This window comes from Candidatus Symbiopectobacterium sp. (assembly GCF_020054415.1).
GTDB lineage: Bacteria > Pseudomonadota > Gammaproteobacteria > Enterobacterales > Enterobacteriaceae > Symbiopectobacterium.
Map to the genome: position 1 here is coordinate 1 of NZ_JAHWCO010000452.1, position 14259 is coordinate 14259.

The 14259-nt window shown below is 54.6% G+C and carries 9 protein-coding genes and 5 pseudogenes; 4 read left to right on the forward strand and 10 right to left on the reverse strand.

Translation table 11 applies throughout. The features are described 5' to 3' along the window. Both QZ506_RS13075 and QZ506_RS13080 read left to right on the forward strand, forming a co-directional pair. Positions 1 to 209: pseudogene (locus tag QZ506_RS13075) on the forward strand (IS1 family transposase); the annotation flags it as partial. Positions 210 to 315: 106 nt separating this feature from the next. Continuing rightward, a pseudogene (locus QZ506_RS13080) lies at positions 316 to 1357 on the forward strand (MFS transporter); the annotation flags it as partial. 57 nt (positions 1358 to 1414) lie between these two features. On the opposite strand, the gene yjiA reads toward QZ506_RS13080, so the two are convergent. From yjiA to QZ506_RS13105, 5 genes and pseudogenes are all read right to left on the reverse strand, one after another. Next, on the reverse strand, positions 1415 to 2374 hold the full coding sequence (gene yjiA, locus QZ506_RS13085) for a GTPase (protein WP_291971591.1): 960 nt from the start codon (positions 2372 to 2374) through the stop codon (positions 1415 to 1417). 45 nt (positions 2375 to 2419) lie between these two features. Further along, positions 2420 to 2623 carry a YbdD/YjiX family protein gene (locus QZ506_RS13090; RefSeq protein ID WP_195313178.1) on the reverse strand — a complete coding sequence of 68 codons (204 nt, stop codon included), beginning with the start codon at positions 2621 to 2623 and terminating at the stop codon, positions 2420 to 2422. A 107-nt stretch (positions 2624 to 2730) separates the two neighbouring features. Further along, positions 2731 to 4884: a carbon starvation CstA family protein gene (locus QZ506_RS13095; RefSeq protein ID WP_291971593.1), complete on the reverse strand. Its 2154-nt coding sequence runs from the start codon at positions 4882 to 4884 to the stop codon at positions 2731 to 2733. A gap of 285 nt (positions 4885 to 5169) precedes the next feature. Continuing rightward, on the reverse strand, positions 5170 to 5292 hold the full coding sequence (locus QZ506_RS13100) for a hypothetical protein (protein WP_291971594.1): 123 nt from the start codon (positions 5290 to 5292) through the stop codon (positions 5170 to 5172). Positions 5293 to 5417: 125 nt separating this feature from the next. Then, positions 5418 to 6275 (reverse strand): annotated as a pseudogene (locus QZ506_RS13105) (EamA family transporter). Between the two features lie 289 nt (positions 6276 to 6564). Here QZ506_RS13105 and QZ506_RS13110 point away from each other — a divergent pair. Further along, a pseudogene (locus QZ506_RS13110) lies at positions 6565 to 7359 on the forward strand (SDR family NAD(P)-dependent oxidoreductase). A 71-nt stretch (positions 7360 to 7430) separates the two neighbouring features. Here QZ506_RS13110 and dppF read toward each other — a convergent pair. The 5 genes from dppF to dppA form a co-directional block, all read right to left on the reverse strand. Then, positions 7431 to 8438: a dipeptide ABC transporter ATP-binding subunit DppF gene (gene dppF, locus QZ506_RS13115; protein ID WP_291971595.1), complete on the reverse strand. Its 1008-nt coding sequence runs from the start codon at positions 8436 to 8438 to the stop codon at positions 7431 to 7433. Beyond that, on the reverse strand, positions 8435 to 9415 hold the full coding sequence (gene dppD, locus QZ506_RS13120; RefSeq protein WP_291971597.1) for a dipeptide ABC transporter ATP-binding protein: 981 nt from the start codon (positions 9413 to 9415) through the stop codon (positions 8435 to 8437). Before dppD ends, dppF begins: the two co-directional genes overlap by 4 nt. Before the next feature lie 13 nt (positions 9416 to 9428). After that, the gene (dppC, locus tag QZ506_RS13125; protein WP_291971599.1) at positions 9429 to 10331 is read right to left on the reverse strand and encodes a dipeptide ABC transporter permease DppC; all 903 of its coding nucleotides are present in this window, start codon (positions 10329 to 10331) and stop codon (positions 9429 to 9431) included. Positions 10332 to 10345: 14 nt separating this feature from the next. Next, the gene (gene dppB, locus QZ506_RS13130) at positions 10346 to 11365 is read right to left on the reverse strand and encodes a dipeptide ABC transporter permease DppB (RefSeq protein ID WP_291971602.1); all 1020 of its coding nucleotides are present in this window, start codon (positions 11363 to 11365) and stop codon (positions 10346 to 10348) included. Between the two features lie 158 nt (positions 11366 to 11523). Then, positions 11524 to 13131, reverse strand: coding sequence for a dipeptide ABC transporter periplasmic-binding protein DppA (gene dppA, locus QZ506_RS13135; protein ID WP_291971604.1), 1608 nt, complete (start codon positions 13129 to 13131; stop codon positions 11524 to 11526). A gap of 903 nt (positions 13132 to 14034) precedes the next feature. Between dppA and QZ506_RS13140 the strand changes: the two are divergent. Continuing rightward, positions 14035 to 14259 (forward strand): annotated as a pseudogene (locus QZ506_RS13140) (helix-turn-helix domain-containing protein); the annotation flags it as partial.

The following is a 14259-nucleotide window of genomic DNA, read 5'->3' on the forward strand; positions in this document are numbered from 1 at the left end:
ATGCAAACACGGATGGCTACAGGGCTTACAACGACGAACTTCCAAAAGTAAAACACATTGTTAGCAAGCTGTATACACAGCGTATTGAGCGTGCACATCTGACACTGCGTAACCGATTGTAACGGCTCAATCGCAAGACGCCCGGATATTCAAAATCATCCGAAATGCACGATAGGATCATCGGTACTTACATCGAACGTGAGTACTACGTTTTATGCTACATCAACTCATTGAATACACGAGCGAAACAACATGTTGGTTGGAGCGGACCATCCAAATGGTGAATTACCGTCTTATATCACTGGCGCTGACAGGCATATCGCCGATCAGTTTGACCGCCGACGTATCGTGTTAATCAGCCAGTTCGTGGAGTGGTTCGCCATCGCGCTGTTGGCGATACTGGCTTTTACCCAGCCGCCGGATGAGTTAACCATTCTTGGACTGGTGCTGCTCATCGCTATCGCCAAAACCCTGGAAGCACCGGCATTGCTTTCCATGCTGCCTGCGTTGGTGCCACCCAACATGCTGGCGCGCGCCATGGCGGCAAACTCGGCGGCGGGACAAGCCACCATGATGGTCGGCCCGGCGCTGGGCGGCCTGCTGTACGTAGCGGGCGCAGGCACGGTGTATCTCGCCGCCGCCCTGCTGTATCTGATCTCCATGTTGATGGTCAGCCTACTGCGCTATGTGCAAGAGCCAGTACGGCGCGTTCCGGCCAGTTTCGCCACACTGTTTGCTGGCGTGCGCTTTATCCGTGCCCGACCTGATGTGTTGGGCGTTATTTCTCTCGATCTGTTTGCCGTATTGCTGGGCGGGGCGACAGCGCTGTTGCCCATCTTTGCCAAGGATATCCTGCACACGGGCCCATGGGGACTGTGGCTGCTGCGCGGCGCGCCCGCCGTTGGAGCGCTGCTGATGGGCTTTTGGCTCACCCGGCATGCGATGGAGCGTAACGTAGGCAAGATTATGTTCGCCTCCGCGGCCGGTTTTGGTGTCGCGACGCTGGTGTTTGCGCTGTCCACTCAACTGTGGCTGTCTGTCGTTACTGGCGCTGTTTGCCCTCTGGGCATTTGATATGGTGAGCATGGTTATTCGCGTCTCGCTGGTGCAGCTTGATACCCCAGGCGACATGCGCGGTCGCGTGAGTGCGGTCAATTCCATTTTTATTAATACGTCGAATCAAATGGGTGAGTTTGAATCCGGTCTATTGGCAGCGTGGTTAGGTGCGGTGCCCGCAGCGGCGCCCGGCGGCATTGGTACGCTGTTAGTGGTGGCACTGTGGATGAAATGGTTCCCGTCACTGCGCCAACGTCAGCGGTTGCATAATGAACCCGCGCAGGAGGCCAGTGCAGCCTAGCGGCATTCAGCACACCACCTCTCGCAAGCAGTGAAGAGGTGGTGTGTTGATGATAAGTCACATCAGACGGGCAAAACCGTCACGGATTTCCTGCTGGGGAAATTCCTGCCCGATAAAGACCATGATGCAGCCGCGCTTTTCTTCCGGCAGCCACTCTCTGTCCCAGTTCGCGCTATACAGACGCTGCACACCCTGAAACAGCAGGCGACGATCGTCACCGTTGATGGCCAGTATGCCTTTGTAACGCAGCAGGTTATCGGCATATTTGAGCAAGAAACCTTCCATCACGTCGGAAACCGCTGCAAAATCCACCGCGTGATCCAGTTCCACCACAATAGACTCCACGTTGTTCTGCTGCGGTGCCACGAAACGGAACATCGGCGCTTTTACCGCCAGCTTGTCGTTAAGCATAAAGCCATCGACGTTGAACAACAGGCCGAGATCGATCTCGCCGTTGACCACAGTGTAAATCGGCGCGCGCGCGTTGATGCGCTGCATACGCTGAATCAGTGCATCATCCTGGCCTGCCACATCGGTTTTGGTCAGCAAGATGCGATCGGCGTAACCAATTTGCGATTGGGCGATGGTGAACTGATCGAGCTGTTGCTGCGCATGCACCGCATCCACCAGAGTGATGATGCCATCCAGCATAAAGCGTTCGCAAATCAGCTCATTGGAGAAGAAGGTTTTGGTGATCGGGCCGGGATCGGCCATGCCAGTACACTCAATCACTACGTGATCGAAATCCAGTTCGCCTTTATCGATACCATCCACCAGATCGAGCAGCGCATCCGCCAACTCATTGGCGCGGGTGCAGCAGATACAACCGTTGCTGAGTGTGGTAATGGTGCTGGCACGTTCGCCAATCAGCGCATCATCAATCGGCACTTCGCCGAACTCATTCTCAATAACGGCAATTTTATAACCATGGTCGGCATTGAGAATATGCCGGAGTAGGGTGGTTTTGCCTGCCCCAAGAAACCCGGACAGAATGGTGACATGAATCGGCTGCGTCATCGCGGCTCCTGATAATAACGCGTTTTCTTCCTGTATTGGGCGAGGTTAACAGCAGCGCATGCCGCCCTTGCCATCGCCGCCGTAGCGAGCCTGTTGCCGCTCACGGAAGAACTCTTCGTAGGTCATCGGTGGTTGATCGGGATGGTTGGTTTGCATGTGCTGAACATAGGTTTCATAGTCCGGAATCCCAATCAGCATGCGTGCAGCCTGCCCCAGATACTTTCCCGCTTTGCCAAGGTTGCCAAACATAGCTGGTCTCCTAAAAAAACCACCCCGTATATATCTTATACGAGGTATGGCGACTCGTCATCTTTACCACCGCACTCTGCGGCGGTAAAGATACGGGTATTCGTGTATCAGTGACCGTTAGAGATCTTCACGCCGTCTGCCGGAACCGGTACATAATCAGTTTCGCCATCGGTACGCTTATCTTCCTGACGCGCTTCAATCGCCACTTTCACACCGTAGGCAATGATGCTGTACACCACGAACAGGAACAGGATACTCAGGCCCGCGTTAGTGTAGTTATTGATCACGATGTGGTTCATGTTTGCAATCTGCTGTGCACTCAGATCAGCACCGCCCTCGGCAATCTTCTGTTTAAACATGTTAGCCATGTAGAAAAAGCCTTCCAACTGCGGGTTGTCGCTGAACAGTTTCAGGCCCAGCGCCCAGGTGGTGCAGATCAGCAACCACACAGCAGGCACCACGGTGACCCAAATGTACTGCGCGCGTTTCATCTTGGTCAGGACTACCGTACCCAGCACCAGCGCCACAGCGGCCAGCATCTGGTTGGAGATACCGAACAGCGGCCACAGGCTCTTCACGCCGCCCAACGGGTCGACCACGCCTTGATACAACAGGTAGCCCCACAGACCGACGCAGCCCGCCGTACCGATAATACTTGCTACCAGTGAATCGGTTTTCTTCAGGAACGGAACGAAGTTACCCAACAGGTCTTGCAGCATGAAGCGACCAGAACGGGTGCCTGCGTCCAGTGCCGTCAGGATAAACAGCGCTTCGAACAGGATACCGAAGTGATACCAGAATCCCATGTCGGCACCAGGAATAATCTGGTGGAACACGTGCGCAATACCGACTGCCAGCGTCGGTGCACCGCCTGCGCGGTTCAGCACGGAAGGTTCACCAATATCTTTCGCCGTTTGCATGATCTGCTCAGGGGAGATAACGAAGCCCCAGGAGCTAACGGTCGCAGCAGCGTGCGCAGAGACTTCTTGCAGCTGCGCCATGATCATCGGCGCATCCGACGTACCCAACTGGTGCAGGTTAGGCATGGTGATGCCCAACGCCGCTGGCGGGGTGTTCATGGCAAAGTAGAGGCCAGGTTCAATGATGGACGCTGCCACCAGTGCCATGACCGCTACGAAGGATTCCATCAGCATTGCGCCGTAACCGATAAAGCGCGCGTCGTTTTCATTCGACAGCAGTTTCGGGGTAGTACCGGAAGCAATCAGGGCATGGAAACCAGACACGGCACCACACGCGATGGTGATAAACAGGAACGGGAACAGGGTACCTTTCCATACCGGACCAGTGCCGTCAACGAACTGCGTCACCGCAGGCATTTTCAGATCCGGGTTCAGGATCACGATACCGATCGCCAGACCAACGATAACGCCGATTTTCAGGAACGTTGCTAGGTAGTCGCGCGGTGCCAGAATCAACCATACCGGCAGCAGAGCGGATACAAAGGCATAGCCAATCAGCGTAAAGGTAATGGTAGTGTCTTTAAAGGTCAGCGCAGGGCCCCAGTACGGGTCGTGAGCCACTACGCCACCAAGCCAGATAGCCATGACCAGCAGCACTATACCGATAACAGACACTTCCGCTACGCGGCCTGGGCGCAGGTAACGCATGTAGATACCCATAAACAGCGCGATCGGCACCGTAGAACATACGGTGAACACGCCCCACGGGCTTTCTGCCAACGCTTTCACCACGATCAACGCCAACACCGCCAGGATGATGATCATGATAAGGAAACAGCCGAACAGCGCGATAGTGCCCGGAACTGGACCCAGCTCTTTCTTGACGATTTCACCCAGTGACGCACCGTTACGCCGCGTGGAGAGGAACAGCACCATGAAGTCCTGCACGGCACCGGCCAGTACCACACCTGCCAGCAGCCACAGCGTGCCCGGCAGGTAACCCACTTGCGCCGCCAATACCGGCCCTACCAGCGGGCCTGCGCCTGCGATTGCTGCAAAGTGGTGACCGAACAGAACGTTGCGGTTGGTGGGCACATAGTTCAGGCCATCGTTGTTAACCACCGCAGGCGTTGCGCGGGTCGGGTCCAACTGCATGACTTTCTGTGCGATATAGAGACTGTAGTAGCGATAGGCCACCAGATAGACGGATACGGAAGCGACGATAATCCACAGTGCGCTCACGTGTTCGCCACGGCGCAGCGCAACCACGCCAAGGCAAGATGCCCCGATGACGGCAAGCATCATCCAGGGAATGTGTTTGAGTATGGTACTGCTTTTCATAAGACATCCTTCAGGAAAATTAAGTCTTAATGGTCTGTTTTTTAATCTTTATCGAACAATATCGAGCATCCACCACGCCGTTGGCGTCCATGTTGGACAAGGCAGGAATCGTTGACTGTGTGGGGTGTGGTGATGGCGCGACGATACGGGAATGCGAGTGAGCGCGCAGAACCAATTTGTATCGACGGTGGCATAGCGCATTAAGCGGTTAGAATTACACGCTAAGCGGTTAGAATTACACGCTAAGCGGTTGGGAAACATGCAGCATCAGACACGCATCGGTACTCAATGCACGGGCGGCAACGCTTTTACCTGCAATGCACGAATGTCGATCGTGCGGCGATACTCCTTGAGCAGCGTAGTGCTACCAATGCCCAGCGTGGCAAATCTCGTTTTTTGTCTGAACACGAGGGAAAAATTGTCCTGCCATATCGAGAACCACAGACATTGCTACTTTTCTGCAATGTTACGATCATCCCTCCGATATAGGATTGCAGAAAAGCGGCATAACAACAGGGTGTGATGAGGTTTCGTTAATATGCACTACGCGCCCGCGCCAGCAAAGCAAGACGTCCACCAAACACATTGAACAGCAGCACAACCATGATCAGAAGCGCGCCAGCCACCTGAAGCAGGGTCATGTGTTCTTCAAGAAACAGCGCAGCGCTCAGCATGCCAAACACTGGTACCAACAGCGTCAACGGGGCGACGCGCCAGGTTTCATGACGCCCGAGCAGACTGCTCCAGATACCAAATCCCATGATGGTGGCAACAAACGCCAGATAGCCCAGCGCCAACACCGTCGTCATATGCACGTTGGTCAGGCTGGCAACTATTACCTCCTAGCCGTCAAGCATCAAGGAGCTGAGAAAGAACGGCCCAATCGGCACCAACGCACTCCACACCACCAGCGACATCACATTCAACCCCGCACCGTGGCGGCTCATGATGACTTTGTTGCTGGTATTACCAAATGCCCAAGAGAGTGCGCCGCCTAACGTCGGCATCATCGTGAGCAGCGTAGCAATGGCAATGCCAAGGAAATGGTTCCAACGCAGTGCTTCACCCAGCAGCAGTGCCCCCAGCAACAGGGTGAAAAAGCACTGCGCTTGCAGCACCAGCGAGGCGATGCCTGCTGGCATACCGAGTTTTATCGCCAGAAACAGAAAGGCAAACTTGCCGAAACTGATGGTCATGCCATAGGCGACCAGCCAGCGCAGCGGCAAACGCGGGAGCGGCACAAAAAAGACGGCAGGCAGCGCCACCAGTGTAAAACGCATCCCCGCCAGCAAAAACGGTGGCATTCCCTGCAACCCGACTTTGATAACCACAAAATTAACGCCCCAGGCAACCACCACGCACAGCGCCAACAGCCAATCTTTTACCGACATTTCATTCCCCAGCGGATGAGCGACCGCTTCGCTCGTGCTCTTTCATCATCCTAAAATGAAACATCGCTCACAAAAACACAAGTAAGCGAATCTTATGGCTACAGCGCCTTGCACTTGGCTGAGTGGGGTATTATCAACGTGTTAGCAAAGGTCTTTCGCCTGCGTGAGGATAAAAAAAGAGAACAGAGTGGCCTACAATAGGGAACGGTTTCCGGTTGGCGGCCGGGTTTTTGGTCGTCGCTAACGCTGCGCAAGGCACGGCGTCCATTCCTCGGAGGAAGATTTCTGTATGAATATTGTTCTGTCAGGAAAAACGGCGTTGGTCACCGCGTCCAGCGGCGGCATTGGGTATGCAATTGCGGCAGGACTGGTGGAAAGCCATGCCGAGGTGATCGTGGATGGCCGCAGCAGTTCGTCGGTTGATGCGGCGATGTCCCGTTTGCAACAGCAGTTCCCGCAGGCCCGTCTTCGCGGTGCCGTGGCCGATCTTGGCAGTGCCGAAGGGGTAACAGCGCTGCTGGATCGAGTGCCGTTCGTGGATATTCTGGTGAATAACGCCGGTACTTACGGTCCGCGTGATTTCTGTGACACCGACGATGCGGTGTGGGAAGACTACTGGCAAACCAACGTGATGTCGGGCGTTCGTCTGTCACGCGCTTTTCTGCCAGGCATGGTGGCGAAACAGTAGGGGCGGGTGGTGTTTATCTCCTCAGAATCCGCACACAACATTCCTGCAGACATGATCCACTACGGCGTATCGAAAGCGGCGCAGTTGGCGCTGGCGCGCGGATTGGCAAAAAGGGTTGCGGGCTCTGGCGTAACGGTGAACAGTGTGCTTCCGGGCCCTACGATTTCCGACGGCTTCGCCAGCATGATGCAAGATGAAGTGGCACGCACCGGCAAATCCTTTGAGGTACTGGCGCGGGAATTCATGATGGCGCACCGCCCCAGTTCGGTCATTCAGCGTGCTGCCAGCGTGGAAGAGGTCGCCAATATGGTAGTCTATATATGTTCGCAGCAAGCGTCTGCCACCTCAGGCGCGGCGCTACGCGTTGATGGCGGAGTGGTCGACGATATTCTTTAACGAATAGAACGCGTTCTTCACATAAAAAAAACGCGGGCTGCTTTTGCCCGCGTTTTTCATCTCAAGAGAACTCACCGTGAACCTGCTTCATCCCTGTCGACGGTAAAGCAGGCAATCACTTGATCGCCATAGGCTTTCAACGTCGGCTGGAACTGGACGCAGGTATCAAAACGATGCTGGCAGCGCGCGTTAAACGCACAGCCCGGCGGCGGATTGAGCGGGCTGGGCAGTTCCCCAATCAGCTTGATACGCTCACGGCGCAGCTCCGGATTCAGACGCGGCGTCGCTGACAGCAGCGCTTGGGTGTAAGGGTGGCGCGGGTTGCTGAAAACCGCCTCCTTGCTGCCCTTTTCCACGCAGCGGCCCAGGTACATCACCATAACCTCATCGGCAATATGCTCAACCACCGACAGGTCATGGGAAATGAACACGTAGGACAAACCCAGCTCTTGTTGCAGGTCCATCATCAGGTTCAGCACCTGTGCACGCACCGACACGTCCAGCGCCGACACCGGCTCATCGGCAATCACCACGTCAGGGTCTAGCATCAGACAGCGCGCAATGGCGATACGCTGACGCTGGCCGCCGGAGAACATATGCGGATAGCGGTCGTAATGCTCGGTTTTCAGGCCGACTTTCGCCATCATCGACAGCGCTTTTTCACGGCGTTCCGCCTTGGACAGATCGGTGTTGATCACCAGCGGTTCTTCCAAGATCTGCCCGACTTTCTTGCGCGGGTTAAGCGATCCGTACGGGTTCTGGAACACGATCTGGATCTTCTGGCGACGCAACTTCTGCGCGGCGGGATCCGGTTTCAGCAGATCCTGCCCCTGATAGTAAAGCTCACCCTCGGACGGGGTTTCGATCATGGTCAGCAAGCGGCCAAGGGTCGATTTACCGCAACCCGATTCCCCCACCACCGCCAGCGTTTTGCCGCGCTGCAGGGTGAAGGAGACGCCGTCCAGCGCTTTCACCGCACGCTCGGGGGCAAAGAACCTTTTTTTCACCGGGTAGTGTTTCTTTAAATCAATCGCCTGCAACAGGTAATGCTGCCCGGCGGCATTCATGCTCTGGCTCATGTGACGTGCCTCCCCTCATCATCGAGCGGTGTATGACATTTCACCTGACGGCCCGGGATATCACGCAACTCGGGCTCTGCTTCGCGGCACCGCGCACTGGCGTAGGGACAGCGAGGATTAAGCAAGCAGCCCAACGGTCGGTCATATTTGCCCGGCACCACGCCCGGCAGCGAGGCCAGACGCGCTTTATCGACCGCAAACTCGGGCAACGCACGCAGCAACGCCTGAGTATACGGGTGGCGCGGCGCATGGAAGATATCCGCCGCTTTACCGGATTCCACCACCTGACCGGCATACATCACGAAGATGTGGTGCGCCGCTTCTGACACCAACGCCAAATCGTGGGTGATCAGGATCAGCGCCATATTTTCCCGCTGCTGCAATTCCAGCAGCAGTTCGATGATCTGTGCCTGAATGGTCACGTCCAGTGCTGTAGTCGGTTCATCGGCGATCAGCAGCTTGGGCCGACAGGCAATCGCCATCGCGATCATCACGCGCTGGCTCATCCCGCCTGACAGTTGGCGCGGATACACGTCTAACCGCGACGCTGGATCGGGGATTCCCACCTGCGTCAGCAGATCAATAGCACGCTGATAGCGCGTTTTGCGATTACCGCCCTGATGCACCTTGATGGCTTCCATAATCTGGTAGCCTACGGTGTAGCAGGGATTAAGGCTGGTCATCGGGTCCTGAAAGATCATCGCCACTTCGGAGCCGACCAACTGACGCCGTTCTTTTTCCGAAATGCTTTTCAGATCGCGCTGGTTGAATTCCAGCCTGTCTGCCATCACCTTGCCGGGGAAGTCAATCAACCCCATGATAGCCAGCGAACTGACCGATTTACCGGAGCCGGATTCACCGACAATGCCGACCACCTGCCCTTGTTCTACTTGGTAACTGATACGGTCAACGGCGCGGAACGGGTTATTCCCTTCGCCAAAATGCACCGACAGTTTTTCTACATTGAGTAATGCCATCTCTTCCCCCGGATCACTGCTTGAGTTTGGGGTCGAGAGCGTCACGCAAGCCGTCCCCCATCAAGTTAAACGCCAACACCGCGAGCAGGATCGAAAGGCCAGGGAAGGTCACGACCCACCAAGTACTTTGCGCAAACTGCAACACGTCGGCCAGCATGGTGCCCCACTCAGGCGTTGGCGGCTGTGCACCCATGCTGAGGAAACCCAATGCGGCCATGTCGAGGATGGCGTTGGAGAAGCCCAATGACGCCTGCACGATGAGCGGTGCCAGACAGTTGGGGAAGATATTGATGAACATTTGGCGCATCGCGCCAGCCCCCGCCACGCGGGAAGCGGTAACGTAATCGCGGTTGACCTCAACCAGCACCGCCGCACGCGTCAGACGCACATAGTGCGGCAGCGCCACGAAGGTCAGCGCCAGCGACGCATTGACGATGGACGGTCCGAACACCGCCACCAGCACCAACGCCAGCAGCAGGCTGGGCAGTGCCAGCATGATATCCACTACGCGCATGATGATGGTGTCCACCATGCCGCCAAAGTAGCCCGACAGCAAACCGAGAACCACGCCCATAATCAGTGACAGCACCACCACCAGACAGCCGACCAGCAGCGACAGGCGTGCGCCGTACATCAGGCGCGAAAGAATATCGCGGCCCACATCGTCGGTGCCAAGCAGAAACTGCCAGCTACCGTCTTCCTGCCATACCGGCGGACGCAGTAGCGCATCGCGGAACTGCTCGGCGGGGGAATGCGGTGCCAGCACGTTGGCGCCAATGGCGATAATCAACATCAGTGTGACGTACAGCAGGCCCACTACCGCGCCTTTGTTACGTTTAAAGTAATGCCAGAATTCCTGTAACGGGGTCATCGGCACGGGCGCATTATCAACAGCCGGTTCAGTGACTTGAGTCATCTTCGCCTCTCCCCTTATTTCTTGTGTCGAATGCGCGGATTCACCACGCTGTACAACAGATCGACCAGCAGGTTGACCAGGATGATCATGGTCGCCACCAGCAGTACGCCCCCCTGCACCACCGGATAGTCGCGGCGTTGCAGCGCATCAATCAACCAGCGTCCCAGTCCCGGCCAGGAGAAGATGGTTTCGGTCAGAATCGCTCCTGCCAACATCGTCCCTACCTGAAGACCGATCACGGTGACCACTGGCAACATGGCGTTGCGCAGCGCATGCACCACGATGACACGCAGGCGACTCAGCCCTTTGGCGCGCGCGGTACGGATATAATCCTCACCAAGTACTTCCAGCATGGCGGAGCGGGTCATCCGCACGATCACCGCCAGCGGGATCGTGCCCAGCACCACGGCGGGCAAAATCATGTGCATCACTGCATCGATAAAGTCGCCCGGCTCACCGAAGAACAGGGTATCGATCAGCATAAAGCCGGTCAGTGGCAGACTGTCGTCGAGAAACACCGTATCGCTGATACGGCCCGAGACCGGCGTCAGATTCAGGTTGACCGACACCAGCATGATCAACATCATGCCCCACCAGAAAATCGGCATGGAGTAACCGGTCAGCGCCAGACTGACAGACGTGTGATCGAAAATGGAACCGCGTTTAACCGCCGCCAGCACGCCAACCGGAATACCGACAACCACGGCAAACAGCATCGCGCAGACACCCAGTTCCAGGGTGGCCTTGAAGCGCGGCACAAACTCATCCCACACCGGGATGCGGCTCTTGAGGGAAATACCCAGATCGCCGTGCAGCACACCGTTGATATAGGTGACATATTGCTGCCATAGCGGCTTATCAAGCCCCAGCTCAGCCAGCAGCTGCGCGTGGCGCTCAGGAGAAAGGCCGCGTTCGCCGGCCATAATCATCACCGGGTCGCTGGGGATCATGTGCACAAAGGCAAACGTCAGTAGGGTAATGCCAATAAACGTTGGGATAACCAGCCCCAAACGCCGGAGTATGAACTGAAACATATCCCGAACTCTCTGTATATAAGTGCCTGACGGCTCATAGGCTGAAAGGCTTATCAATGCTCACAGCTAGATTTTTACGGGCACCAAAGCCCTGCCCCAAACGCACCAACAGTACGTTCGGGGCAGGGCTAGGGTTGCCCATGAAATGGCAGGCTGAATTAATCCAAGGTCACGTTATTGAAGCTGTGTACTCCACGTGGCTCGATCACATAACCTTTCACGTTCTTACGGATAGGTTCATAGACCGTGGAGTGAGCAACAATCAGAGCAGGATCCTGATCGTGCATCACAACCTGTGACTGTTTGTACAGATCAATACGTTTCCGGTGATCGGACGTTTCGCGCGCAGGCTGAATCAAGTCTTCAAACGGCTTGTAGCACCACTTGGAGTAGTTAGAGCCTTTTTCTGCCGCGTCACAGCTGAACAGGGTCGCGAAGAAGTTATCCGGATCCCCGTTATCGCCGGTCCATCCCATCAACACCGTCTGATGTTCACCCGCTTTGGCGCGTTTCAGATACTCGCCCCACTCGTAGGTGACAATCTTGGCTTTCACGCCAACTTTGGCCCAGTCAGACTGGATCATTTCCGCCATACGGCGTGCGTTCGGGTTATACGGACGTTGCACGGGCATCGCCCACAGATCCACGGTGAAACCATCAGCCATACCCGCTTCTTTCAGCAAGGCTTTGGCTTTTTCCGGATCGTAGGAGTAATCCTTCACGTCGTCGTTAAAGCCCCACATGGTCGGTGGGATCAGGTTCTTGGCAGCCTGGCCCGCGCCCTGATACACCGCGTCAATGATGGCGCCTTTGTTTACCGCATAAGTCAATGCCTGACGCACTTTGAGGTTATCCAGTGGTTTTTTCTGCACGTTGAAAGAGAGGTAACCCACGTTCAAGCCGGGTTTTTCCAGCAGCGTGATGTTTTTGTCTTCTTTCATACGGAACAGATCGGCCGGGTTAGGATACGGCATGATCTGGCACTCATCTTTTTGCAGCTTGGCATAGCGCACAGACGCATCCGGCGTGATGGAGAACACCAGGCGATCGATGCCCGGTTTTTTGCCCCAGAAGCCATCAAACGCTTTGTAGAGAATACGGGAGTCTTTCTGGTACTGCCGCAACTGGAACGGGCCGGTACCGATCGGTTTCAGGTCGATCTTCTCCGGGGTGCCCGCTTTAAGCATGTTGGCGCCGTACTCTGCGGACATAATCGACGCAAAGTCCATCGCAAGGTCGGCCAAGAACGGCGCTTCCGGACGGGTCAGCACGAAACGAACAGTATAGTCGTCCACTTTTTCGATTTTGCTGATCAGCTCCGGCATGCCCATGCCTTGGTAGTATTCGTAGCTGCCGCCAGACACTTTATGATACGGATGGTTCGGATCCTGCTGACGCAGGAAGGAGAACAGCACGTCTTCCGCATTGAATTCACGCGTCGGCTTAAACTCTTTGCCGTCTTGCCACTTCACGCCTTTGCGCAGATGGAAAGTATAGGTTTTGCCATCTTCGCTGATGTCCCATTTTTCTGCCAGGCCCGGTTCAATTTCGGTAGTACCGCTTTTGAATTCAACCAAACGGTTATAAATAGGAATTGAGCTGGCATCAAAGGTGGTGCCGGACGTAAACAGTTGCGGGTTAAAACCTTCAGGAGAACCTTCGGAGCAATAGACCAAGGTTTTTGCCTGGAGACCGGCTGTCACAGACATGGCTAGCAAGCCGTGTCCGATTTTGAGCACCCTTGATTTTGCCAAGGATTTTTCCATTACGTGTACTCCATTGTGGATGTTGTGTGTTGATGAAAGTCAGACCAGGATATTTTTACTCGCCGCCGACAAGAGGCCGTTCTCATCAGCATAGACGCAGCGCGTCATGTGGTGGCTGTGGTCTGTACTTTTTTGCCCGAAGGCTATACCCGTCATCCTTCAAGCTGCAGGTGCATTTGCTACGCTCGTTCACCCGAATCACTTACTTGAGTAAGCTCATCGGGATTCACTCTCTTGTCGCCTTCCTGCAACTCAAATGATTTTGGATATAAAATTCACTTAATAAGGAGGGAGACGAGGCAGTATATGAGAGTGGCCTGCGGATAGGTTTGCGAACCCGGCATCAGCCTGACAATCCGTTGTCCTCCCTTCCAACCCCGTCAATGTGGCAACAGATCACCCTAACGTCAATATAATGGGTGTGGATTTACAAAATCGCCACATCTTCGGCAATAGCATACAATCTGAAAAGTTATAAAAAAAATTAAACAAAATCACAAAAAACAATCAAAAAACCAGATAATAACCTTTAAATTTTTGTCAAAACAGAAATTATCACCATAAAAAAAATATGAAACATATTATGTCAAATGATGAATCAATGAGCAACAACGCTTGTTAAAAACGTTAATGTCATGTAAAAATTCCGAAAGAACATAAGAATTAGTGATAACCATCAAAGACATCATTAGCCTGGCGCTAACTAGTTACGCTACATGAAAAAACTTCTCGCGACGGATCGTGGATAAGTATCAGCAAACGAGCGCCAAACAACGCCCAAATAACCCTACAAAAATTAGTTTTTTAAAATTTTAAATCGCCTTGTTTAATTATATTATTGATATACCCGCGATCATTGAAGATGCTTGATTTTACGCTGTAAGAAGATCATGATCACCCACTATGAAGATATTTATTACCGACAAGCAAAAAGCCGAACTCGAACACCTTCATGACACCAGTCGTGATAAGCGTGTTTGTGATCGCCATCAAAGCCGTCCTGCTGGCCTCCGAAGGCTGGAGCTCTGCGATGATTGCGCAAGCTCTGCGTCTGCACGAAACGACGGTAAACCAACATATCAACGATTACGTCAACACTCGCAAACTTAAACCTGAAAACGGTGGGTC

What these genes read in the sequence shown, in the direction of transcription:
- dppD (WP_291971597.1), bottom strand. Translation starts at nt 9,415, where the DNA reads ATGGCATTACTCAATGTAGAAAAACTGTCGGTGCATTTTGGCGAAGGG.
- dppF (WP_291971595.1), bottom strand. Translation starts at nt 8,438, where the DNA reads ATGAGCCAGAGCATGAATGCCGCCGGGCAGCATTACCTGTTGCAGGCG.
- dppA (WP_291971604.1), bottom strand. Translation starts at nt 13,131, where the DNA reads ATGGAAAAATCCTTGGCAAAATCAAGGGTGCTCAAAATCGGACACGGC.
- QZ506_RS13090 (WP_195313178.1), bottom strand. Translation starts at nt 2,623, where the DNA reads ATGTTTGGCAACCTTGGCAAAGCGGGAAAGTATCTGGGGCAGGCTGCA.
- dppB (WP_291971602.1), bottom strand. Translation starts at nt 11,365, where the DNA reads ATGTTTCAGTTCATACTCCGGCGTTTGGGGCTGGTTATCCCAACGTTT.
- dppC (WP_291971599.1), bottom strand. Translation starts at nt 10,331, where the DNA reads ATGACTCAAGTCACTGAACCGGCTGTTGATAATGCGCCCGTGCCGATG.
- yjiA (WP_291971591.1), bottom strand. Translation starts at nt 2,374, where the DNA reads ATGACGCAGCCGATTCATGTCACCATTCTGTCCGGGTTTCTTGGGGCA.
- QZ506_RS13095 (WP_291971593.1), bottom strand. Translation starts at nt 4,884, where the DNA reads ATGAAAAGCAGTACCATACTCAAACACATTCCCTGGATGATGCTTGCC.